The sequence below is a fragment of the Nostoc sp. FACHB-110 genome, assembly GCF_014697425.1.
Taxonomy (GTDB): Bacteria; Cyanobacteriota; Cyanobacteriia; order Cyanobacteriales; family Nostocaceae; genus Nostoc_B.
This window is the reverse complement of record NZ_JACJRU010000001.1, coordinates 226,112-250,638: the sequence shown is the minus strand read 5'-3', so window position 1 is coordinate 250,638 and position 24,527 is coordinate 226,112. Positions and strand designations below refer to the sequence as shown.

Annotated in this window: 20 protein-coding genes; 8 read left to right on the top strand and 12 right to left on the bottom strand. The window is 40.3% G+C overall.

Annotation, left to right across the window (positions count from 1 at the left end; all coding sequences use genetic code 11):
• Positions 1–38 precede the first annotated feature (38 nt).
• The 3 genes from H6G69_RS00920 to H6G69_RS00910 are packed head-to-tail and all read right to left on the bottom strand — an operon-like array spanning position 39 to position 2,344.
• Complete coding sequence (locus tag H6G69_RS00920; protein WP_190680634.1) at positions 39–956, bottom strand: glycine betaine ABC transporter substrate-binding protein; 918 nt, start codon at positions 954–956, stop codon at positions 39–41.
• Positions 957–959: 3 nt separating this feature from the next.
• Positions 960–1,589 (bottom strand): ABC transporter permease, encoded by a 630-nt coding sequence (locus H6G69_RS00915; protein WP_190680632.1) that lies wholly within the window; start codon positions 1,587–1,589, stop codon positions 960–962.
• Positions 1,586–2,344: an ATP-binding cassette domain-containing protein gene (locus tag H6G69_RS00910; protein ID WP_190680631.1), complete on the bottom strand. Its 759-nt coding sequence runs from the start codon at positions 2,342–2,344 to the stop codon at positions 1,586–1,588. Before H6G69_RS00910 ends, H6G69_RS00915 begins: the two co-directional genes overlap by 4 nt.
• A gap of 154 nt (positions 2,345–2,498) precedes the next feature.
• Between H6G69_RS00910 and H6G69_RS00905 the strand changes: the two genes are divergently transcribed.
• Positions 2,499–2,693: a hypothetical protein gene (locus tag H6G69_RS00905; protein ID WP_190680624.1), complete on the top strand. Its 195-nt coding sequence runs from the start codon at positions 2,499–2,501 to the stop codon at positions 2,691–2,693.
• Positions 2,668–3,156 (top strand): hypothetical protein, encoded by a 489-nt coding sequence (locus H6G69_RS00900; RefSeq protein WP_190680622.1) that lies wholly within the window; start codon positions 2,668–2,670, stop codon positions 3,154–3,156. Before H6G69_RS00905 ends, H6G69_RS00900 begins: the two co-directional genes overlap by 26 nt.
• A gap of 25 nt (positions 3,157–3,181) precedes the next feature.
• On the opposite strand, the gene H6G69_RS00895 is transcribed toward H6G69_RS00900, so the two are convergent.
• Both H6G69_RS00895 and H6G69_RS00890 read right to left on the bottom strand, forming a co-directional pair.
• Positions 3,182–4,885 (bottom strand): hypothetical protein, encoded by a 1,704-nt coding sequence (locus tag H6G69_RS00895; RefSeq protein WP_190680619.1) that lies wholly within the window; start codon positions 4,883–4,885, stop codon positions 3,182–3,184.
• Positions 4,886–4,919: 34 nt separating this feature from the next.
• On the bottom strand, positions 4,920–5,870 hold the full coding sequence (locus H6G69_RS00890) for an ABC transporter ATP-binding protein (protein WP_190680617.1): 951 nt from the start codon (positions 5,868–5,870) through the stop codon (positions 4,920–4,922).
• A gap of 509 nt (positions 5,871–6,379) precedes the next feature.
• On the opposite strand from H6G69_RS00890, the gene H6G69_RS00885 reads away from it, so the two are divergent.
• The 3 genes from H6G69_RS00885 (at position 6,380) to H6G69_RS00875 (ending at position 8,416) form a co-directional block, all read left to right on the top strand.
• Positions 6,380–6,895 (top strand): AbfB domain-containing protein, encoded by a 516-nt coding sequence (locus H6G69_RS00885; protein ID WP_242071938.1) that lies wholly within the window; start codon positions 6,380–6,382, stop codon positions 6,893–6,895.
• 197 nt (positions 6,896–7,092) lie between these two features.
• Positions 7,093–7,596: a hypothetical protein gene (locus H6G69_RS00880; RefSeq protein WP_313950110.1), complete on the top strand. Its 504-nt coding sequence runs from the start codon at positions 7,093–7,095 to the stop codon at positions 7,594–7,596.
• A 208-nt stretch (positions 7,597–7,804) separates the two neighbouring features.
• On the top strand, positions 7,805–8,416 hold the full coding sequence (locus H6G69_RS00875; protein WP_190680613.1) for a hypothetical protein: 612 nt from the start codon (positions 7,805–7,807) through the stop codon (positions 8,414–8,416).
• A gap of 3 nt (positions 8,417–8,419) precedes the next feature.
• On the opposite strand, the gene H6G69_RS00870 is transcribed toward H6G69_RS00875, so the two are convergent.
• Positions 8,420–8,788, bottom strand: a complete 369-nt coding sequence (locus tag H6G69_RS00870) for a Dethiobiotin synthetase (RefSeq protein ID WP_190680611.1) — start codon at positions 8,786–8,788, stop codon at positions 8,420–8,422.
• Between the two features lie 260 nt (positions 8,789–9,048).
• On the opposite strand from H6G69_RS00870, the gene H6G69_RS00865 reads away from it, so the two are divergent.
• On the top strand, positions 9,049–10,209 hold the full coding sequence (locus H6G69_RS00865) for a glycosyltransferase (RefSeq protein ID WP_190680609.1): 1,161 nt from the start codon (positions 9,049–9,051) through the stop codon (positions 10,207–10,209).
• A gap of 10 nt (positions 10,210–10,219) precedes the next feature.
• Here the strand turns inward: H6G69_RS00865 and H6G69_RS00860 are convergent, their stop codons facing one another.
• The 4 genes from H6G69_RS00860 to H6G69_RS00845 form a co-directional block, all read right to left on the bottom strand.
• Positions 10,220–10,663, bottom strand: coding sequence for a type II toxin-antitoxin system YhaV family toxin (locus tag H6G69_RS00860; RefSeq protein ID WP_190680607.1), 444 nt, complete (start codon positions 10,661–10,663; stop codon positions 10,220–10,222).
• Positions 10,647–10,985 (bottom strand): hypothetical protein, encoded by a 339-nt coding sequence (locus H6G69_RS00855; protein WP_190680606.1) that lies wholly within the window; start codon positions 10,983–10,985, stop codon positions 10,647–10,649. Before H6G69_RS00855 ends, H6G69_RS00860 begins: the two co-directional genes overlap by 17 nt.
• A gap of 49 nt (positions 10,986–11,034) precedes the next feature.
• Positions 11,035–12,411, bottom strand: coding sequence for a serine hydrolase (locus tag H6G69_RS00850; protein ID WP_190680604.1), 1,377 nt, complete (start codon positions 12,409–12,411; stop codon positions 11,035–11,037).
• A 111-nt stretch (positions 12,412–12,522) separates the two neighbouring features.
• Positions 12,523–20,289 carry a phytase gene (locus tag H6G69_RS00845; RefSeq protein ID WP_190680602.1) on the bottom strand — a complete coding sequence of 2,589 codons (7,767 nt, stop codon included), beginning with the start codon at positions 20,287–20,289 and terminating at the stop codon, positions 12,523–12,525.
• A gap of 563 nt (positions 20,290–20,852) precedes the next feature.
• Between H6G69_RS00845 and H6G69_RS00840 the strand changes: the two genes are divergently transcribed.
• On the top strand, positions 20,853–21,617 hold the full coding sequence (locus H6G69_RS00840; RefSeq protein WP_190680600.1) for a PEP-CTERM sorting domain-containing protein: 765 nt from the start codon (positions 20,853–20,855) through the stop codon (positions 21,615–21,617).
• A gap of 80 nt (positions 21,618–21,697) precedes the next feature.
• Entirely contained in the window at positions 21,698–21,916 is a 219-nt protein-coding gene (locus H6G69_RS00835) for a hypothetical protein (protein ID WP_190680593.1), read from the top strand.
• A gap of 119 nt (positions 21,917–22,035) precedes the next feature.
• Here H6G69_RS00835 and H6G69_RS00830 read toward each other — a convergent pair whose 3' ends face one another.
• Both H6G69_RS00830 and H6G69_RS00825 read right to left on the bottom strand, forming a co-directional pair.
• Positions 22,036–22,830, bottom strand: coding sequence for a COP23 domain-containing protein (locus tag H6G69_RS00830; protein ID WP_190680590.1), 795 nt, complete (start codon positions 22,828–22,830; stop codon positions 22,036–22,038).
• A 69-nt stretch (positions 22,831–22,899) separates the two neighbouring features.
• Positions 22,900–24,498 carry a M48 family metallopeptidase gene (locus tag H6G69_RS00825; RefSeq protein ID WP_190680588.1) on the bottom strand — a complete coding sequence of 533 codons (1,599 nt, stop codon included), beginning with the start codon at positions 24,496–24,498 and terminating at the stop codon, positions 22,900–22,902.
• Positions 24,499–24,527 lie beyond the last annotated feature (29 nt).

Here is a 24,527-nt window from a genome sequence, read left to right as displayed (position 1 = left end):
AGAGAATTGACCTGACAACTCATAATCTCGACCCATAATCACTTTGTACCTGGGCGAGAACCTAAACCCTTAGATTTAAGAAACTCACGTACAACCTCTTTAATATCTTGTAATTCGCCTTCAACTAAATAATTTAACTGGCGCATTTCATCTGCCGAAATTTTACCAGAAATTTGAGCGATCGCACTTCTTAATTCTGGGTATTTCTTTAACGTTGCTTGTCTGACAATTGGCGTAGCTTCGTAAGGGGGGAAATATTGTTTATCATCCTTTAATACAGCTAACCCTAACCGCGTAATTTGTCCATCAGTCGAATTTCCCGCCACCATATCTACTTGCTTTTGGATTAAGGCGCGATATATTAAACCCAAGTCCATAACTTGCGGTGATTTAGAAAAACGCAAATCGTAAGTTTTGGCTAACCCGGGAAAACCATCTTCTCGTTCTAAAAATTCGTAGCCAAAACCGCCGCGCCATTGGGGTGTATATTGAGCAACCTGGGATAAAGTTTGAATATTATACTTCTTGGCATCTTCACCACGAATTACCATTGCGAAAGTATTTTCAAAACCTAAGCTAGGCATAACTTCTAGCTTAAATTTTTGGTCATATATTTGTTTTAATTTCTCGTAAACTACTTGCGGGTCATTGACAGCTTTTTGTTTTAAAATACCAGTAAAAGCTGTACCCGTATATTCAATATAAGCATCAATTTTTCCTGCCAGAATAGCATTATGACAAACAAAAGAACCGCCTAAACGGGGACGACGGACAACTTTAAGTTGAGTTGTTGCTTCAATTTGTTGGGCTAAGAGTTCGCCTAAAATATCTTGTTCGGTAAAATCTTTAGAAGCAACAACAATATCGCCCGTGGTATTATTTGCACTAGGGTTACAAGCTGCGATCGCCACTACTAAGGTAAAAGTTAAAATAAAAAATATTAAAAATCTTTTCATTACTTATTTAACTTTTAATTTGGTTTCCAACAACCCAATTAACAAATCTGCCAGTAAAGCAATCACGGCGGCTGGTACTGCCCCGGCTAAAATTAAATCATTATTCACTACCGCAATGCCGCGAAAAATAAACACGCCTAAACCACCAGCACCAATAGCAGCAGCAATTGTAGCAATACCAATACCTATCACTGCAGCAACTCTCACACCTGCCAAAATTACACTCATTGCTAAGGGAATTTCGACTTGTAATAATAATTCTTGATCAGTCATTCCCATACCTCTACCAGCTTCGATAATTGCGGGATCTACACTGGTAATACCTGTGTAAGTATTGCGAATTATCGGCAAAAAAGAATATAAAGTCAAAGCAACAATGGCTGGAATAACACCAATTCCCCCAATGATAGGCACAGGAATTAGTAAACCAAATAATGCCAAACTTGGAATAGTTTGCAATACATTGGCAATACCCAAAATGGGTTGACGCAAACGAGTTTGACGGGTAATTAAAATACCTAGCGGAATGCCAACAAGTGTGGCAATTGTAATGGCAATGCCTACCAAAAATAAATGTTCTAGCGTGTGCTGGAAAATTTCTGGGGCATACTTAATCAAGAAAAAATCTTTCATAAATTGTCTTGCAGAGAACGCAGACATTGAAGAAAAGCCTGGCTTTCTGGATGTTGCGATCGCACAAACTCCTCCTTTGTACCTAATACTACCAGTTCTCCGTCATACATTAACCCAATTCTAGAAGCCAGCACAAACGCTTCTTGAATATCATGCGTCACAAAAACCACTGTCTTCCCGAGTTCTTGCTGTAACCGCCGAAACTCCTGTTGCAATTCTAAGCGTGTAATAGGGTCAAGTGCGCCAAAAGGCTCATCCATCAACAACACTGGAGGATCTGCGGCTAACGCCCTCGCTACGCCTACCCTTTGCCTTTGTCCCCCCGAAAGTTGATGGGGATAACGCCCAGCAAACTGCACAGGATCTAACCCTACTAATTGCAACAATTCATAAACTCTTGTTTTAATTTGTTTCGGTTTCCAACCTTCTAAACTAGGAACTAAACCCACATTGCGTTCTACAGTGAAATGGGGAAATAAACCAGTTTCTTGAATGACATAACCAATTTTGCGTCGTAGTTTAATTTCATCCCATTGCTTTGTCGGAGTTCCATCAAATACGACTTCACCTGTGGTTGGCGTAAACAGACGATTAATTAATTTCATCGTGGTAGTTTTACCGCTACCACTGCGTCCAAGTAATATTAATGCTTCTCCTTGATAGATAGAAAAATTAAGATTTGCTACTAAATTGCGACGGCTGCGACTAAAGCTGACATCGCGGAATTCAACAGCAATTGAGCGATTGTACGACATGGTTGACTGTTGTTAGCTGACTTAAGTTATTATTGCTGATTTTGGTAGTATGTTATCGTCAAAACTCCAATTTTTTGAGAAAATGCTAAATATATTAATAGTAAAAAATTGATCAATCTAAAAATCTGCTAAATTTTGATAGGAGTTTGTCAACGTGAAAGGTTATATCAAAGGAAAAACAATAATTTTAAATGAACCACTACCTGCCGATATTAATGAAGGTGAGGAAGTAGAAGTAATTATTATTGTGCGTCAGAGAAAGTATAATTTTCCTACTTTCAAATTTGGCATAAGAGATGAATCATTAGATAGAGAAGACATCTATGAGCGCACGCAGGATATTCTTTGATACTAATGTGTTAGTTTATGTTCATGATGAAACCGCGATTTTTCATCCTGAGTCAGCTACACTACTCAATTTAGTTTTAGAAGTAAATAATATTCAGGGTGTAATTGGAGAACAAAATTTAGTTGAATTATATAGAATTATTACAAATAAATCAGCTATGACGGGTAAACCATTAAGCCCAAACGATGCTAAAAATCTAATTAAACAAACATATTTAAGTGGATATTTTGAAATCGTTTATCCCACAATTAATAGTATCAATGAAACTTTAGATTTAGCCGTTAAAATTAATGCTGTCTCTGCCAGAATATTTGATGTAAGGCTGGCTAGTTTAGTTTTAAGCGCAAGAGTAGATTATTTTGCAACTTACAATATCAAGGATTTTCAAGGTATCAATGGAATTTCACCATTGATACCGAGAGAAATTTTAGTGGCTGTTAACGATTCAAGTCAAACGCTGTAAATCAACAGCCAAAAAGCTACACTAATTAATTTCCTACTAACAGTGCTTTAGTTGCAGACTCTCCAGCTTTTTTTAACTTGCGCGTTAATTGCAATATCAAAAATCCTAAGATAGCAAAATGACCTAAAATTGCTAGCAAAGGCTCAACTAAGGAGTTATGTTCACCTGAATAAAATAAAACTACTAGCGGGGCTAGAACAGAAAATAGCCAGACAAAAGAGTTATTCGCGGGGCTAGAAAAAAGTACTAAAAATATAATGTTTGGTAAGACAATGACTGCAACTAAAATGCCTGCTGCCCACAATATGCGTTGTTCTGTTTTCATAAACAACACTAATTGTGTTAAAGCCGCATAAGTTACAGCTAAAATCCCGCCAAAAGCTAGTGCAAATAAAGCATCTATTTTGTTATTCATATTAGTATTAGATGCTAACACAAAACAGCTTATCCCGGTAATTGCTATGGCTGCATTAATAGCGATCGCTAAAATTCCTGGACTTTTTTCACCCCAAATTAAATCATAAATTAAACTGCCACGAGGAGAATTTTTGAGATGAGCAACATGGCGATAACGCGCCCAATCTATAAGTGTTTGGCGACCAGGAGTAACGGCTGCAATCAAATAGAGAAATAAGCCGAAATTTAAAATCATCAAAAGTGCTGTATCTCCCTGCATCAAGGAAAGGTAAGACTGTTGCTGAAAGACTATTTTTTGCCAATTAGCTGTTCCTAAAGTGATGAGTGTAAAGCAAGATGTGAGTAAATAACTTTGCTTTTTACTCAACATTGTGGTGTCGGAAATTTGAAAGCAACGCTGCAAAGATTCCCAAATAAAAAATATACCTACACAATACACTAATAAAGCAAAGCCGACTGTCAATCCGAGATTACTTTTTAACTGCAAAATATACCAATGAAAGTCAGCAAATTTGGGAATATTATTGAGAAAATTATGATCAATTTCCGGATAAGGAATTAAAAAGTATGGGTTAAATAATCCCACTATATTGGCTGGAGAATCACCCGTAAAATCACGTTTGATTGCTGATTCAGTAAATAAAAAATAACTGAGTAATGTCCCACTCGCTAACCAAACTTGAAAACCACCTAACCAAGAACCGACTAAGCCAAATAACAATGCTGCACTGAAATATAAAACACTAGCCGTCATCACAACTGCATAAAAGCTCAAAATTTGTATGATAGAAAGTTGAGCATTGAATCCTGACCATAAATGTAAGGGTAACGCTAGCAGGATGCCAAAATAAAATAAAATCGGAACTCCAAGAATTTTTCCCCATAAAATGCTTTGTGCTGTTTGGGGACTAAGCCGAATAAAATTGAGAGTGTCGCGTCTTTGTTCTGTAGCTAAATCATTAATAAGTAGATGTGTACCTGCTACTAACAATACAATACAAGTCAGCAAACTGAGCAAACTAAATATGTCAAATGACCAGAGTTGCCAATTAATTATTACATTGTCTAAACCATCGCTCAAGCATTGTGGTACATCATAGTCTACAGAACCTGTACAATATCTGTTAGAGCTTTTTTGAAACGCCGTGAGGTTTGTAGGTAACTGGCTTTGAAAAGACATGAATAATATAAATTGACCCAGCAAAGAAAGGCTAGTTGCCAGCAAAATATTGCGGACTTTTAACCGACCTTTAATTTCTCGTAAAAGTTGAGGATTCCAATCACCAATTTTGTCTAAAAGATGAGAGTACATAGAGAAAATTCCTGAATTGTATGTAGACAAGATTTCAAGATGCTTGTTTATGACCCATCTTGAGAAAAATAGTTTCTAAATCTTCTTGTGTGCAATGAAAATTACTAATTGGAATGCCTATTTGAATCAGCGATCGCAAAAGTTCTGCACAAGCTGTTTGGTCGCCAGAAAAGTTCACTTTTAAGCTATTTTTATCTGGCATAACTGACCATTCTTCCACTAAAGAATGGCTTTTTAATTCGCTGATAACTGCTTCTAGATTTCCTAGAGTTGACAATACAATTTGCTGACGAGCAAGGCGTTGGTAAAGATGTTGGAGTGAAGCACTTTCTACCAAAAAACCTAGTTCCATAATACCTATAGATGTACATAATTCCGCTAAATCACTAAGAACGTGGGAAGAAATTAAAATTGTCATTCCCGCTTCTTGCAAAGCTTTGATAATTTCGCGGAACTGCATTCTGGCGATAGGGTCAAGCCCAGAAACAGGTTCATCTAGTAATAGTAAAATCGGCTCATGAATAATGGTGCGCGCTAAACTTAATCGCTGCTTCATCCCCCGCGACAGTGTAGAAATTAAACTGTTGCGTTTATTACCCAGTTGGATAAGTTCTAAAACTTCATGCAGTCGTTGAGTGCGGCGTGGTTCGCGCAAACGATACAAGCGCGCAAAATAATCTAAGTAATCCCAAACGCTTAAATCCTCATATAAAGGATAGTCATCAGGCAAGTAGCCAAGGTAACGCTTAATATTAGTGTTACTCTGACCACGCACCAAGCGATCGCCATTAATATAAATCTCACCCGTTGTTGCTTCCTCAGCTGTCGCCAACATCCGAATGAGAGTGGTTTTACCTGCACCATTGGGGCCAATTAATCCATATACTTCACCTGTGGGAATTTCTAAATCAACATTATTAACTGCGATATGTCGCTCAAATTGCTTTGTTAATCCACTGGTGCGAATTGCTAATTCTTTTGCCATAGCTGCTAGTGTGCAACAGATTACAAACTAACCTAGCCTTTCTCTATATTTATTGTCAGTCTCGTTGCCAAAATTGAAACTGAATTGATATCAAAGTGAGTAAACCTACTATAGGACTCATATTTGAGTTCTAAAAAAATCAGTCATCTTCCCCACCCACTAGTCACTACTCCCAGGCTATCGCCCACCACGCAGATAATTTCCCAAATCAAAACTCTTATATTTTGCACAGTTTTTATCAAACACTCTGCGCCTCTCGGCATTTAAATTTATAGTCACTTCTCAATAAAAATATATATTTTTGATTTTCCCTGATTTTTGATGAAATTTACTGATCCTTTCATCAAAAAAATATTTTAATCTGAAAAATCCTCAGGTAAACTACTGATATTGGATGTATCGAAAAAAATCAAATCTCTTATCTGTTTCTTGCTTTGTCAATTACATAGGAATACCATAACCCCTATCAAGTAATCATAAATATGAAACTTAACTCGCTAAAAAAATTCTTGAGCATTTCAACTTTAGGTTTATCCGTCTGTGGCATCTTTTTGACATCATCTTCATCAGTTTATTCCCAAAATAGCAATGAAGTGGTTTCTTTTAGGTCATATAATTATAGCGATCGCTATATTCGCCACAGAAATTTTTTAGGCTATCTAGAACCAATTAGTGACGAACTGGGAAGAAAAGATGCAACGTACAAAATTATTCCCGGATTAGCAAATAGCAAATGCAGTTCATTTGAATCAGTTAATTTTCCCGGTCATTTTTTAAGACACGAAAATCTGCAAATAAAGTTATCCAGGAGAATTAACCAGCAGTTGTTTAGAGAAGATGCTACCTTTTGCATTAAGACTCGACTATTTGGTGATAATCCTCATAATTGGTCATTGGAATCCCTCAATTTGCCCGGACACTACATCCGACACAAAAATTTTGAGTTGTGGATAGAAGCTGCTGATGGTAGCGATTTATTTAGACAGGATGCGACGTTTACTATCACTAATCCTCTGTATAAGTAAGTTTTTTATGGGCTAATATTCTAGCCCTTACCCATTACATAAATTCCTTTTTAGCTAGCATCTAAAATCAAGCAAATTTACTTATAAAAATAATATAATTTGTTATGCCCAAGCAATTTAATGATTACTTAATCAAGTTTAACCATAATATAAATTTATTTAACAAATGCGGATTAATAAAGCTTTTGAGTGTTGGTGTGATTGCAACATTAATCAACAGCATTTACCTAAACCAAGGAAAAGCATCATGTACAGCACCTTATGGCAATCTAGACTTTGAACAACAGCCACATCCATCATCTTATTGGGAAATTGAAGGACGTGCAGGGTTTGATGTGAATAAAGGATATAGTTTTAGTGGTAAAAATAACGCCTGGATGCGGAATGTTTCTGATTGGAATGGGATTCGTCAGCAAGTACGTCTTCAGCCAAATTCTAACTATATATTAGAAGCCTATGTGCGGACATCGCCCAATGTGAGAGATGGATATTTTGGAGTGCGTGATACTGAACAGAAAGTTTGGTCAGAACTCAAGTTTGGTAGCTTACCGCAATATACAAAACTAACGCTACAGTTTCGCACTGGTAATGCCTCTAATTATAATATTTTCACTGGTTTCTGGGCTTTGGGACAAGATAGCTGGGTGCAGGTTGATAACTATTCTTTAAAAGGCCCTAGTCCCAACTGTCCTATTGAATAGGATATTCTTTAAGAATCATATTTGATTTCTAAGTCTTCATAGCAAATTCCTAATTCCAATTAGGGTGATTATTCTGTTATTTGTTGCTTATTTGCTATTCCCTTTCACATAGATAAATTCGAGTGCTATGAAATAATCACATATTAAAACGGGAAGACTATGATTAACCCATCATTGGGGAATTTCCGTGTGAATCCCGAATAGGAAAATGCTAAAAAAATCTTTGGTGAATGGCTTAATTTTGTCTTTTTCTCTCATTCCCTGGCTAGGCGTGGGTATGGTGTTTAATTCTCAAGCAAATGCTTTACCTGGGCAAACTACGGAAGAAGTGACTACTTGGATGAACGCCCATCCGACGCTACGCCCTGGCAGTGGCGAAAAATTATATGTGCAGAAGAGTGACACAGCCGCTCAACGCTTTACTTTTCAGGCTTCGGTTTTACCTCCAGGTAAGGTGGAGTTTACCAAAGACCGCAGCCGGATTCGTTACGAACGCTTGGCTATGTATGATGCTATTAATGGTATGAGCTTTCAACGCCTGCAAGAATCTTTGCGGGTAATTTATGGCTACGATATCTACCAAGATTTTAATCAAGCTCAGGTAGTGTATGATTACCCTAGCCAAAGTCAAGTAAACTCGGCTCGTTTTGCTAAAACTCCGATTAAAGAAGCTTTACAAGGGCAATTACGTATAGGCGATCGCTATGCTTATTGGATAGAAATAGCTAAACCTCGCAATGGTAAGGCTTTCACTGGACAAATGACAGTTTTACTCAAAACTGACGCAGAAAAATTGTTCAAAGAGTTACAAATTCGTTGAACTTTAACCCCCGCCAAACCCCCCAGATGGCGGGGTTTGCCATACACCAGAAAAAATACTTTCCGTAGCCAGGGCAATTCTAATTAAATCTTCTTTGAGTAGTGGTGGCCAATCTACTCCTGCTTTGCGTCCAGCTATATATAACTGTTGTGTTTTTACACCTAACTGATAAAGGGCAAAGATTAAGTCTCGGTCTAGGCTAGGTGCATCTTTGAGGGCTTCAAACACGACTTTTAATGCCAATAAAATTGAGGTAATCTGACCAGGAACAGGTGGTTTTCCCTGCTTCATCCGCATCAATAAAGCATCAGGGTTTTCTTCGGTGGCAATTGTTTGAGATACAAGCAGTTTGCGGGCTGTGTCGTAATTCATTAGTTAAACACAGATAGACACTGCTAATTTATCAGTGTTTATCTGTTGATTCAAATACTTTAGGTGAAAAATAGGGGCTAGCGGCGAGGGCGTGTTTTCAAACTCGTTGTATCCTAACAAAAATACACATTCGCTGTGAGGGTAAAGGTAAGGTTATAGTTGGAAAACACGCCCTAGCTTCTCATCTCAAAGAAATTTAGCTTTCTCCAACAGGAAAGGCTATACAATACCAAAGTTTGGTGAGTTATTCTTTCTGAATCATGGTGGCAATTTTACTAGGGTTAGTGATTTTATCTTTGGTGATTTGGTTAGGCTTACTAACTTTGCGGGGGCAGTTTTGGCGATTAGACCAACAATTAGAGGTGAAAGAATCACCGTTAAAATCGTTACCTAGTGTGTGTGCTGTGATTCCGGCGCGTAACGAAGCTGATGTATTACCTGTTAGTTTGCGATCGCTACTACTACAAAATTATCCAGGTAATTTCCACATTTTTCTAGTAGATGACCGCAGCACTGACCGCACCGCCGCCTTCGCTGAAGGAGTCGCCCACGCTTTAGATAAAGCCCAGCAATTGTACATCATCTCTGGCGAAGCATTGCCCTCTGGTTGGTCTGGTAAACTTTGGGCTGTGGAACAAGGTCTAAAACAAGCCCAAGCACTCACTCCAGATTATTTTTTACTCACTGATGCAGATATCGCTCACGATGTCAATAATTTGCAGCGACTTGTTGCAAAAGCTGAACAAGAAGATTTAGACTTGGTTTCTGTCATGGTGAAATTGCGCTGTGACAGTTTTTGGGAAAAATTGTTGATTCCGGCTTTCGTTTTTTTCTTTCAAAAACTCTATCCTTTTCGCTGGGTAAATAATCCGAAAAATTCAACTGCGGCGGCGGCTGGTGGTTCTATTCTCATTCGTAGAACAGCTTTAGAAAGAATTGGTGGGATTCCAGCTATTCGCCAAGCTTTGATTGATGATTGTGCTTTAGCTAGTGCAGTCAAATCTAGTAAAGGGCGAATTTGGTTAGGATTGAGTAATTTAACTTACAGTTTGCGTCCCTATAATTCCTTGCAAACTATTTGGGATATGGTGGCGCGGAGTGCTTATACTCAGTTAAATTATTCACCTTTATTATTACTCGGAACTGTGGTGGCGATGACTTTAATTTATCTGATTCCACCGCTTGGTTTTATCCTAGGTCTATTGTTGGGTAATGGGATAATCGCCCTTACAGGTTTATCTACATGGTTATTGATGACCGTTGCTTATTTTCCCATCGTTGGTTTTTATCAATGCTCACCTTTATTTGCTTTTAGTTTACCTGCGATCGCCTTTCTTTACACGTTAATGACTATCGATTCAGCAATTCGTCATTGGCAAGGGCGCGGCGGTGCTTGGAAAGGGCGAGTTTATTCTGGTTAAAAACTATTTTTTAACCTTCTGTCAACAACTCATCCAAACTATCTGGAAATTCCCCTCGTTCAATCATTTTATTAAACACCTGATAGCAGTCATCTTTTGCCCCTTCCTTACGCGGAAACCCTAGCCACAAAATAACAATGGCTCTCAAATTTTCTGTATCAAACGCCCGAAAAAATAACCGATATCTTTGGGGTAAACCCATCTTTTTTACCCTTCCGTAACGTTTTAATGCTCCTGTTAAAGCAAAATAACTGGCAAACGGATCGGCAGGAATTTTAGTTTCAATAGCTACAGTAATTGCAGCAAATAACTTAACTGTTGCATGGGTTTTATATTCGCTTTCTGGTAGTTGTTCTTGCAAGCGAGAAACACGTTCAAATAATTCTTGATATTGATGACCAAATAATTGTGGATGAAAATAAATTTCCCACCCATTACTAATAAATTTCGCCATCTTCTAATAAATCATCGTCTAATTCTACACCCGCAATCAGTTTATGGGCAGCCTCCGACATTTGGGTTGTATAAGGTTGTAAAGTATTATTTTTCAATGCTTCTGTCATCGCAAAATCGAGAAATAGGCGCATTAATACCGAGTCCTCGTCGTCTTCTTTTGACTTAGGCTCAATCCGCACAATAGCAGTATCTTCTGACAATACTTCTATCCAACCATCTGCATTGGCAAACTGAGGATTTTCTCGATAAAACTCTGCGGGTAGCCTAAATCCTGCGCTGTTACCAATTTTGGTACTCCGAATGCTGTAGGAGTTACTCATAATTTATGCGTATATACAGACTGTACTTACATAATAGCAAAAGCAATGTTCAATTAGTAAAAGCCGCTAAGATTTGAGGAACAAACTGTTCGCGGGTCGATGTTTCATTTTTTCCCAGATGAACGATAACGAGTTGGTGTGAAGGAATAATCGCAATATATTGATCCTGAAATCCTTGAGCAGTCAGAATTTGGTTTTGTCCAGATGCTGTAGCAACGTTCATCAACCAAAAATGACTACCATAATTTTTCTTGGGTGCAAGCTTTGTTAGCGTGCGACTGTACTCTACCCAGCCTTCTGATAAGATGCGTTGTCCTTCCCATATACCATTTTGTAAATAAAGTAGACCAAATCGCGCCCAATCCCTGGCTGTAGCATACATAAAAGATGAGCCAACAAAAGTTCCCGATGTATCCAATTCGATCACCGCACTCTTCATACCCAAGGGATCAAATAAGGCGCGACGGGGAAATGTCAGATAATCAGCATCGTTACCTATAGCATTGCGAATCACCCGCGAAATAATGTTGGTTGTCCCACTGGAGTATTGCCATTTAGTACCTGGTTCGGCTTCTAAGGGCTGGTTTGCCGCATAATCAGCCGCATTTGCCTGACCAAATAGCATTTGAATCAAATTTCCCAGAGGATTTGATTCTGCTTCGTTAAACTTCAATCCGCTACTCATACGAAGCATCGCATCTAGCGTAATTTCACTACGGCGATCGCTTTTATTATTCCACTGGGGCATCAAATTTTTATCGGCCAGCGATAGTTTACCCTGCTTAACCAAAATCCCCACCAGTGCATTAAATACGCTCTTGGTCATCGACCATCCAGGTAAAGGCATTTGCGCGGAAAACCCTGGTGCGTAGCGTTCGGCGATAATATGTCCTTGATAAACAATCACTACCGCCCTAGTGTGCTGCTGGGGCTGGAAAACCCTGTCTAGAGCTACTTTAATTTGTTTTTGGTTGATTTCAGGTGGCTTTTTTTCTGTAGGCTCTTGTAACCACAGTTCATCGGTTTTTTGGCGAACCAGAGACACTGGCTTGACGAGCGATCGCAACTCTGCTGGAGTGGTAGCAATGACTAAAGTACAACCCAATCCATCACGAAAGATGGCTTGATGTTGTATCCAGCCGAACATACTTGCTGTTACAGATTGTTGTGGGCGATCAATCTTAACTTGAATTGACTTGACAATTGACCGTTCTAGTGATGATAAACCGTTAATCTCAGCTAAAACATCTTGGTTGAAAATAGATTCGGGAGTGCGCCCAGAGACAAACACTCCCGAACAAAATTGTTTAGCTTGATAAGCAGTGCCAATATTTAATACTTGCCACACTGTATAGCCAAAATAGCTGGCAACCCCCAAGCTGATTAACCCCAAACTCAAAAATATATACTTGAGGCTTTGTTTCATCTACTAACTACCACATTCTTGGGTTTACCCTGCCCTGCTTGATCACAAAAAGCGGGGGTTGACCACAATATATATGTAGAGACGTTGCAATGCAACGTCTCTACACCAAAATTAGGCAATCTGTAAATCGACGCGGACAGTCATATCGTTAAAGTCTCTATCGCCACCTTTGGGTAAATCTTCAAAACCAAAAATGTTATTGCCTAATAACGTAATTTGGTCTGATGATTTGGGATTAGCACCTAAGAAGGAGAAGTAAACTGGGGGGTCTTTGGGGTTGTTATCCAAAATCGCTTCTGGTGTACCATTAGCAATGATAAATGGTGCATAGATGTAGCCACCTTGGAATGTAGCACTATAAGTGGTTGTGCCACTGTTGGCTGTGAGGTCAATGCCAGCTACACGCGTACTTACTGCTGCTTGAGTATAACCAGCCTGTCCGGGTAGGATGTCTGCTTTTCCATCCCCATTGATATCAATACCGCCATTGGCATCGGTGACTTTATAAAAGCTGACATAGTTTTTGTAAGCCGCGTCTTTGCTAACGATAAAATCAGCTTTGATTAACTGTGTCTGGGCGCGTAAGTCAATTAATTCTTTTTGGGAATCACCTTGCAAAGCTGTGCCAATGGGTAAAGCTGTGTCAGTGGATTGAATTTTCACTACTAAATCTTGGAAGTCTGGGCCATTATCTGGTTGAATCTCCCAAGCGAGGGAAAACTGATTATTGCCCAAACTGGTAACTTTTTGGGTTGTGTTGCTGGCAAAGACAACGTTACTCAGGGGGATATTCCCCGCTAGTACACCGTCAGTTGTACCATTTTTTACAGCATAAAATCTTAGGCGATCGCCTGAATCAAATTCCACAAGGCGAGAGATATCAACATTCTTCAATCCTCTATTGAGTACAGAGAAAATTGTTTTTGCCCTCTCTAGCGCGGCTTCGGTGTAACCTGTTTCTCCTGGGGCGATACCATTGATTCTGCCGTCAGCATCGTCTACGGTAAATACGCCCAGTTCGTTGGTGCGATTAGTGTTGCGTCCAGTCAAGTCTATTTTTAGTCTGGTTTTGGCATCTTTACCTTGGATGGTAAAGATATCATTGTCAAAATTTTTGAATAGTGGGGGATAGTAGTTTAGCGGCTTGTCTAAATGCAGCACAATCATTTCGTTGTTGTCGATATCGCCTGTTCTACCTTTAGAGAAAGGATAGTTGTTATCGTTGGCAACCAAAATAGTGTTAGCATCCAAGACTAAGACATCTTCAATGGTGACGAAGGGGAAGGTAAATTTGGTTTTGCCATCTTTATTCAAGTCGTTGGGGTCTTGAATATTTAACAAGTCGGCAATTTCTTCCTTCTCAACAATGCCGTTGGCATCTTTTTTGGAGAAGTCAACTTTGAAGATTTTTTTGAATTGTGCTGCATCGCCTTGATTATTATCCCGTTCAATTACCAGATATTCATGGTCGTTGACTACGGTGAAGTCACCAATGGCGTAGCTGGGGTCTTCTAATTTGTAGTAGCCAACTAAACCCTGATATTGCTGGGATGGCACATCAAATTTATAAATTCGTAGTGAACCAGCAGGATCACCTGTAACAGAACCTTCGAGAAGTGGATACAAGGTTTTCTTATCGGGGCTGATGGCTAAACCTTCAAAGCCTTTAGAACCACCAAGGTTAGGTACAGCTGGTATTCCGACAAATTTGTCGCGGACTAAATCACCTGTTCCAGGAAAATCTGTAAAGTAAGCATCTATGCCCAAATTAATGAATTGTTCGTATTCTTTTTTCGGGTCGCCTTGGTAATCTGAAGCTAAGAATACACTTTCGTTACGGAATGTATAAGCGTGTACCTGCAAGCCGACAGAGTGGGCATCTTTGATTAATGTAGTGGGTGTGCCTAAAACTCTATCGGCATCAGTGATTGTACCATCACCGTCGAGGTCATCTGGTTGCCCATCGTTATTGCGGTCTACAGTTTTGGCTGGGATAATCAAACGTTTGTTGGGGCCAATACCTGCGGCATAAGTAGCGATCGCAGCTAATCCTGTCGGTGTAATTAAATCACCGTAAGTGCGAGAATCACCACTGACAACAAAATCATAAGGTTTTTGATTTTCGCCACCTAATAGTTGCACTAAGGGAATATTAATCCCCACAGCTGGCATTAAAACCTGTTTTAATTCTTTGAGATTCCCTACCTCAAAGGATTGAATAAATATCCGTTTGGGATCGGTAAAGTTTTTCGCAACTAGGGTATCAACAAGTAATTTGCCTAAGTTGGTGTTAATGGATGTCCCATCGATGAGTTTACCTTCCGAGGCAAAGTAAGTAGGATGCTTGGTTTCGGGGTAAATGCCAATTTTACGCCCTGTTTCAGCTTCTACCTGCTTCACCAAATCAATGATTTCTTCTAAAGTCGGTACTTTTAGCCCATCATTATTAAATTTGCTTCCCCGCAGATTTGGTAAGCGTTCAATTGCATGGAGAGTTTTGATTTCAGCTAGGGTGAGGTCTTCTGTAAACCAACCTTTAACGGTGCGTCCATCAATGACTTTGGTAGTGAGGCGGTCTTTAAATTCAGGACGCAAGTAAATATCAGTGCTGGTATCGGTGAGATTGACTGTACCATCATCATTGAGAATTGCCAAAGCATTTTCGTGACGGGCGATTAGTTTGCCGTCTTTGGTAGCAACTAAATCGGGTTCAATGAAATCTGCACCTTGAGCGATCGCTAACTTATAAGATTCTAAAGTATGTTCAGGACGCAACCCACTCGCCCCACGATGCCCAATTACTAAAGGTGCATTGCCTGATAAAGTCTCAAAAGTCTTCTGATTCAGCACATCAGGATTTTGCGGCGATCTTACCAATAGCCCAGTTAATTGGTCACGCACCAAATCGCCTGTACCCGGGAAGTCAGTAAAGTAACCATCTACACCCAATTTAATGAACTGTTGAAACTCGGCTTGGGGGTTGCCGTTATAATCGGCTGCTAGGTAACGCCCTTCGTTGCGGAAGGTGTAAGGATGAACTAATAAACCTGCAAGATGGGCATCTTTAACTAAAGAAGTTGGTGCAGTTAAAGTTTTATCCGCATCGTTGACTAAACCATCACCATTAACATCATCGGCTTTTCCATCACCATCTTTATCTACCCCCTTGACAGAAACAATCATCCGCTTCCAAGGGCCAATTCCATCGGCGTAGGTGGCAATTTCTTTTAAACCTGCGGCTGTACGTAAGTCTAAATATGTGCGGGAGTCACCATTCACCAAAAAATCATAAGGCTTGGTTTCAATTAATGAACCATCTAAATTGACATCAACGGCATCTAATAACTGGACTAAAGGCAAGTCAATGCCAGCCGCAGGCAGAATAACATTGTTCAATTCTTTGAGATTTCCCACCTCAAAAGATTGAATAAATACCCGTGATGGGTCAGTAAAGTTATTGGCAACTAACAAATCAACTAGCTTCTGGCTAATATTAAAACCTTGCTGGGCAAAGTAAGTTGGATGCTTAGTTTCAGGATAAATGCCAATTTTCTTGCCTGTATCTTTTTCTACCTGCTTAACCAAATCAATGATTTCCTGCAAGGTAGGAATTTCATACAAATCGTTAAACGCTTGGGGACGGAAATTGGGCTGAATTCTAGCCCGTAAGGTTTTAATTTCCGCCAGCGTAAAGTCTTCCGCAAAGAAGCCTTCCTCCTCTACTCCATCAACAACTTTTTTAGTTTTGCGGTCTGCAAACTCGGGATGATCTGATACATCGGTAGTATTAATCAAATTCGGTTCGTGACGGGCAATTAATACACCATCTTTTGTCACTACCAAATCAGGTTCAATGAAGTCTGCACCCTGTTCAATTGCCCGCATATAAGCACCGAGGGTGTGTTCTGGTAGTTCTCCGCTCGCGCCTCGGTGTCCAATCACAATGGGTGCTTGACCATTTAAGGTGTTGAGGGTGGTGATATTGGGTGTGGGGATAGGTGCATCTAACAGTTTGCCAGTGGCATCAAAATGTAATAAATATGGGCCGAACTCATCACCTATCCAAAAACTACCATCGTCACCAATAACTAGAGATTCGACATCAAAATCTGCACCCGTGAGGAAACGTTCATTAGTATTTTCATTGACAATTTTAAAAGGTACTTTCTTATCAGGGTCAGATAGTTGAATAAAATCCAACGCCTTGACGCTACCATTACCCCCGGCTTCTATTCCTCGGAAACTGGGGTCTACACGATGAATTCGCAGTAAGTAGTCTGCACTATTATCTTTACTGCCAAAACCGTTATCAGATAAGAAGTAAAAAGAATTATCATCCGCTTTTTGTACACCGCTAAAGCCTTGAATTGGCTGTTTAGCAAAAGGCACATTCCGGCCATTTGTACCTGTAATTAAACTCCCAGATGCTGGCCCTTCAGCAAAGCTATCAGCAGGTAAAAATGCAAAACCTTTGAGGGTAACTTTGGGTGGTGTCATATCTTGAGGATTACGAGGATTGTAACTATTGGTGTCTATGGTTAAAGGATTGGGAAAAGCGTTAGCGATGTTTTCCCAAGGCACAAGCTTGAAGTTAGTGCTGATGTTCTCGCCATCAGCGATGACTGCGGGTTCGTTAGAACCGTCTTGAGTGATAAATAATCCGTTGGGGAAATTCGGGCCTAATGGGACGTTAATCACATCTGCACCATCAGACTCTTGCACACTATCTATTGACCCGTTGTTACCGACAGCAAAGCTACCTAAATATCGGTTATTGCCTTCGCGGGTATAAGCCACAAAGGTGTTATCTCCTTGAGAAGAGGCTAATAAGTAACCCTTACCATCCTTGCCGTAGTAGATAGTCAAGCCTTCTACATCGTCGGTGAGATGAGTCCCACCTAAAGCCCGGACTTTATCTATTAATGTGCCTGTCGTATTGCGGTCTGGTTCTGCCTCGAATTTCCAGATACCGACATCTTCTTGACCGATGTATAAAAAGCCTGTTTCTTGGTCTACTACCATCCCTTCAGTTTGCGGCGATCGCCCTTCGGTGGTAGGTATGGTAAATTGCCGGACTCGTTCTGCCCCAATTTTGCCGTTACCTTTATCTATCAGTTTGAATTGGGCAATGTCGCCAGTTTGCCGACGACTCACGAAGACATAGTAATCATTGCTAATCGGACTGCGGTACAAAGCCAAGCCGTAAGCACTCCGAGAAGAAGCAGAATAAGGTGGCGTAAATGGTAGTGCTTGGAAGATAGTCCCAATACTGCTGTCGGTGATTTCTTCGAGATATTGACCGGGGCTATTGGGGTTAATCTTGAAGATTGCTAGTTTATCATTTTGGCGATCGCTGGCGACGGCAATATCAATAGTTTCATTGCCCAATTTAAAGCCATATTGCAAATCAATATTGTTGTAGCGGATATTGCCAGGATTGACTGTTTGCAACAATTCCCCCGACAAGTTATAAACCCGCAGTCCGCCATTTTTCACAGAGGTCAGCACTAAGCTATCGGCGGAATTATTGGCGTTGACGTAAATTGCTGGGTCATCTGCATCCGCATTCTGTACATCATCATCCAACAAATCAGGGCGAGTTTCGACGCGCGGCGCAACCGTAGGAATTAAATCTGCACCTAAAGTGAGGATTTGGGTAAATTGACTTTGGTTGAAGTTGTTATCACTTACCAATACGATAGACTGACGACCATCTGCGAGTTTGGGGCCGAAGTCTAAACCTTCGATATTATCAGTCGTCAGATTCAAATCATTGAGATTGACTACTAAACGCTTCTGCGCTGGTTGAATAGCTGCTATTTGTTCTGGACTCAAACTCTCTAGAGAATCGATGGTACTAATATCAGTCGCCCCTTGCAAACTGATTTCGTAGATTTTGATAGTATTTCCAACACCCGCCGCAAAAGAACGTTCCAACGCTAGTAATGTGCCACGATTATCAATGGCGAGTAAATCAACTAAGCCGTTATCACTAAAGCCTGTGGCGGGGTTTGGTGTCACAGATGGGTCTGTAATGTAGAGATATTCTTTTTCTGGCTGACCGGAAACCAAATTATATTGCAGAATCCGCGAACGTGTACCTGTGGTAGTGGTGGTAGTTGCACCATCTTGGAACAAGGCGTTTTCGGTGGCGGTGAATAATGTTTTTTGGTCTGGGGTGATGGTGAGACTTTCAAAAGCCAAGTTATTCCGCACACCGGATGTTTGTGTATCGTTAGTATCTTGAACTTTTGGGAGGAATTTTTTGGGGATAACTAGCGATCGCAATTCCTCGCCAGTCAACGAAAATTCTTTAATGAAGGGATCTGTCACCCGAGCAGCCGCAAGATTTACTTCTCCTTCCGAGGTAATAAATACAGTACCTTTGTTAGTCAGGGCAATATCTTCTGGGTCTACACTCAACGGTGCGAAGAAGTTACCGTTAGCATCTTTTAAAGGAGTAACGTTAGTAAAAGTTATACCAGTTTTTGGGTCGCCAGTAAAAGTATAAAAGCGGGCAGGGCCATTTTGCGAGCGATCGTCTGAGATAGCATAATAACGATTGTTAGCAGCATCGTAAGCAATACCCGATAAACCACCAACAGGAATTGTTTCGCCGTTTATCTTTCCTGCTGTACCATCGGGAATAAAGCCTGTCGGAAAAATCTGCTGTCCCAAAAACCCTACATTTGTTACAGTCTTCCCTGTAGCTGTCGGCCCAGTTTGCACATCTGCATAAACTAAGCGATGGTCAGAACTAGGGAAGGGAAAAGTCCCCACAGGTGTAAATTGTGGGTCAGTATTGAGAGGCCAAAATACTCCAGAGTTGTTAATTGTCAGGTCGGCTGAGGGTAAGACGTAATCTGTGCGTAAATTACCAGGCGCAGTATCAGCGAAATCTGCGGTATCAAAAGCAGGATTACCCTTGTGATTATTATTAGCACCGCCTTGTAACGCCGCTTGTTGCACTCCTCCTAGACTGCTAGGAATAACGTTAGTGTTGAGATTGGGATTTTGTAATAGTTGCAAAATGGCATTATTAAAACTGTCCCCATCAACCGGGTCAGCATTTTGATCCCCCATAATCACAAAACGTGACCCAGCCGCTAAACCACCTCGCTTACCCGCATCATCGTAGATATAATTACCTTTACCTGGGGTAATGTAGTCTGCCCAAAACCGAATTTCATCATGGTTGCGCTTACCGTTGCGGTCTTCAGCACCATCAAAGGTTGGCGGTGTGGGATGGCTAACCAAAACGTGAATTGTTTCACCATTTACTTTGATGGGTACATCCCAATGGCTTTTAGAAGAAAGGCGCAGGATGTTTTGTTCTGCTGCTGAGTACCAAGGTTCATCAGAACCAGGAGTAGTAATAGTAGGTAATAAAGAATCTGGCATATCCTTCCATAAGAAGTTTTGGAAGGTGCGAATATTAGCAGTGTCAATAGGATGTTTGGAAAGTAGCAACATTCCATATTGACCAGGAAAATTGCCAAACCCAAAGGCATCATCACCATAGCCTGGCGCGCCTGGGGTAGTGACAATTTTGCCATCGTTATTTAAATCAAACCCAGAGGCAATCCCAGTATTAGACGGGGCAATATATATATAAGGATATTCCACTGGGGTTGCACCATTTTGGCTAACTCCCAGGTAATTTTGTTGAAATAATTGAACTGCTTGTAAAGGGTTGTCTTTTAAATAATCAAACTCATTAATTAGTAAGACATCTGGGTTATTGCGTTGAATAATTTCAGCTACAGCTTTGGCTTGGGCATTGTCGGGGGTAGATAAATCAGTAATTAACTGACCTTCAGCGTTGCGATTTAGGGAAGCATTGAACTGCGAAAAGCGGATTGAATTTGTAGTTACCATAGATTGTAAAACTTAAACTCTCTGCTTTGCGTATAGGTAGGGCGATCGCCACATCATCTAAACTACAAAGATATACCTTGCAGTTGGTGCGATCGCCAATTGGGATTAATTTTGGATTCAGTGCTTCACGCTATCCCAGCTAGATTAAGAAATACCTAGCAAAAGGTTAAGTTAGGTAAAATTTCACCATCAAAAGGAAGAGCAGGTGGTTATGAGTGTATTACTTTCTAGCTATTAACATCTTTTATAAAAACCATAGCCCAAAACGTCATATAGATGTAGATGTGTAGGGCAGTCAGTTTTATCTATTCTTTAATTCCCAGCTATCTTAAACACAAGATTTTTAATTTACATAAGTTATTTCATCCCAAATTTATGATTTTGTGAAGGTTTTTTATATATTGTTAGGTAATTACACTATTTTTCTAGTTAAAAAATACCAAAAATAATACTAAAGTCTTCCTTTAACATATTGATAAAAATATAGTAATTACATCCTTCTTCTTATAAGAAATAAATTCCACAATTGACTTATCAAACACCAATCGTGGAAAGGTTCAATAATGTTTATCAAAAAATTGGCGTGTTTTGCGGCTCTTTCTGCATCTGCGATCGCTTCTGTGGCTTATGCTGGTTCTGCCCATGCTATTAGCTTGAATTACACCCCTGGTGCTAATCGGACATCTAACGTTCATGAAGGTGCTTTTTCTCAGAATGTCAACAATAGTAATTTCGTTACTATTGACTTCAATAATGTTAATGACAAAAGTTTTAAAGGCAACAGTCTAGTAGATTACACCTTTTCTCAAGGTAATTATTCAACTTCAGCAGGGAGTACAGGTATTTTTAACGATCAATGGGCGCCTGCTGGTGTAGCTGGAGATGTTAACCAAAGCAAATATTTAGCAGTATTTGACGGTAACTCTGTCAGTATCAAAGCTAAAAATGGTGGTGTTTTCAATTATTTTGGTCTTGATGCAGGTGCTTTAAGTGGTGGTAACACCTTTGAACTCCTTAAAGGTGGAGTAACTGTTGCAAAATGGGACTACCAGCAATTAAACGATATTGCTACCGTTGTCGGTATCAACATGAGTAACCAAAAGAATGGCTTCTTTGAGTTTTCCTCCACCGGCACATCTGATAACTTTGATGAAATCAAGCTTTCCCAAGTTGGGGGTGGTGGTTTTGAATCTGATAACCACACATTTCATCTCGGTTCTGGTAAGTTTCAATCGACTCCTGAACCTAGCGTAACTTTAGGAATGCTGGCAGTAGGTGGTATTTTCTTATACCAACGCCGCAAACAAAATTTACAAAATGCCAAGTAACTCCAGATTTACAAGCTGTTGAAACTACTTAAAGCTGAGTTGTAATTATACCTGCAACAAAACCAGCTAGGCAAGGAACAATGAATCAGGGGCAAGATTTACCACTATTTCTCCAGTATGCCATTGAGTATCTGGAGATAATTTTTTGGCGATCGCATTGTATTACACAACTATTTGGCGTTGCTGATTACGGGGATGATTTTTGTCTCACGCAAAGGCAAGGCAGCGCGTTGGGCGGGTTTCCCGACTTGAAGCGACTGCCGCGCAAAGGCGCAAAGAGCAAGAGTTTTAAAAGTTGAATTTTATGATTTCATCCCGCATTTATGCAACGCCCAAAACTATTTATATCATGTCAGTGTAAAGCAATCACATAGTCTCTGTGATTGCTTTGGAATTTTTCTGTACCTCTTAAACCTGATTAACGGAATTTACCAGGATTTAGAATAGTCCGACCTTGAGATTGATTCGGAGATTGACGGCGAATTGCCACACCATTTTTTAATTTTGTACCAGTGCCACCATCTTTGCGATCGAGGAATGGTTTAAGATTAATTCCACTTCTAGATGCGCTCACTTGTTGATTACGACTACCACCTAATATTGTGCGACCTAGATTGTAGATTTCATCTACGCCGCTACCACTGTTGCGATAAGTGTTTACCGCCGTAGTTTGTTGACCATCATCGGCAGAAATTAAGTTTTGAAAAATACTATTGCGGACAGTATAAGGGTCTTTGTTGCGTGGGACTGTTAGCACAATGCGGCAGCTAGGGTTAGCCTCGGTAGTCACACAAACAATGTTTTCGTTATTCAAAAAACCTGTCTGAAGTTCTTGCAAGCCGTCAGGACGATATTGTTCTAAGCGTTGAGCAATGGTCAGACAGCGTTTGTAAGCATCCCAACCACCGCCTAAACTTGTTGGTGCTGCCCAACGAAAGAATCTTCCTGGTTGACTTTCGGGCTGATACATCACGACATACTGACCATTGTCATTTTGACAGACAAACCTATTATCACCAACGACAGTGCCATTAGATGAAGTGGGTACACCTGTTGATGTATCCACAGGAATTGATGAATCTGAAGGGTCAGAAGTGGTGGGTACAACGATACCACCGCCATCGTTAACTTGAGCAAAAGCGGCGGAATTACCTAAAAATAAAGATAAACCTAAGCCACTCAAACATAATAATTTCAAGGGTTTTAATTTCATAAATGCTCCTCTACAACAAAGACACTAGACAGCTATATTTACAGTGACGCAAAAATTTTGGGTTTTGATTCACTCAGAATGATGCTTTTTGTCTTCTTGCTCTTTTTTCTCTTTGAGGATTTTTTTAACTTTTGCTTGAATCTGAGTGTGGTGTTCCACCCCTTCATAGGTGTAGCGATTATAGTTACCACGGGTAATCAGGTTTTCTAGATAACTGACTCGTTCTTTACCGCCAGGGTGTGATGATAACCAAGTAGGTGGAGCATTTTTATTTTGCTTTTCTAATGTCACCATTAAGTTACGTAACCCATCAGCAGCATAGCCGCTAGCCACAATCAAACGTGTCCCCAGGGTGTCGGCTTGACGTTCCATGTCCCGACTATAACTAAGGGCAAAAAGTTGACCAACTGTGCCACCTAAAGGCAAGTATTGGGTAACGTTAGAAATTAAGTTGCCTTGGGTAATTAGTTGAAAACCGTGGGATAAAACTACGTGGGATAATTCATGGCCGATTAATCCAGCAAGTTCGGCTTCGGAGTTACTTTTAGCGATCGCACCTGCATTAATAAAAACTTTACCGCCAGGTAGGGCAAAAGCATTAAGTTCCTCTTCGGAAATCACAAAAAATTCGTATTTAAATTCGTTGCGTCCGGAAACCTTGACCAATTTTTGCCCAATTTCGTTAACGTAAGCTAACACTTCTTCGTCTTTAACTAAAGGCAGTTGTTTTTTAGCTTGTTTGGCCACCGACTCACCCACTGTACCTTCACCTTGCAGCAGCAAGATGGTGGAGTCTAAAGCAGAAAACGGCCCCAACAAGCTACCAGTGACGGCATAACCCAATGCACCTGTGATGATATTAGCTATGGTGTTACCGCGAATTTCCGATCTGATGTGAGATTTGTAGCGTTTCAGATTTTGGTCTGCTAATTGGGTAAATTCTCCTGCTTGGGGATCGTTAGGGTAAAGCATGGCAAACTGACGCGCAGCTAAAGATGCTTCCATCCATTTTTTTTCATCAGCCAGTGCTGTGACTCTAGCTCTAATTAAATCTGGTTGGTCGGGATAAAGTGACGATGCTCGTTCTAAAATATCTAAAGCTTCTTTGGGGTGATTATATTGTTTGAGAGCTTCGGCATAGCGAATATGACCAGGAATAAATTCTGGATTATTTTCTACTAATAGTTTCAGTGCTACTAAAGTTCTGGTTTGCAATTTAGCCGCAATTCCAGCTTCACCTTCTCGCCAATAAACTTTACCCCCTGGCGATAGTAGTGTGGGATCAACAATAGCTGGTTTACGTTCTTGAGTTGGTGTATCTGTTGTGGCAAATGGTGTTTTGACTTCACGATAGAGTTTTTCTGCTTCGGCAATATTTCCAGCCAGGTATAGCTTGTCTGCTTCAATAAACTTCTGTTGACGAGCGATTTCTTCTGGAGTGGGTGCAGGTTCTTCTACTGCATCTGGTTTTTTTGGTTCGGTGGCTGTTGGGTTGTCTGGTTCGTCGGTTGGCTTTGGAGTTTCTGTGGTTTCTACCGTTGTCGTCGTCGGTGGTTCTTGTGCTGGAACTGGTGCAATTGGTTGCGTCAGAATAATTAAAACTGATGTGCCAACTGACAACAATATCCAACTCAAGGCTAGCAGCAGAGACTTCCTCGTGCGTTTCATGCTGGGTATCACTTATGCAAAGGGGTGTT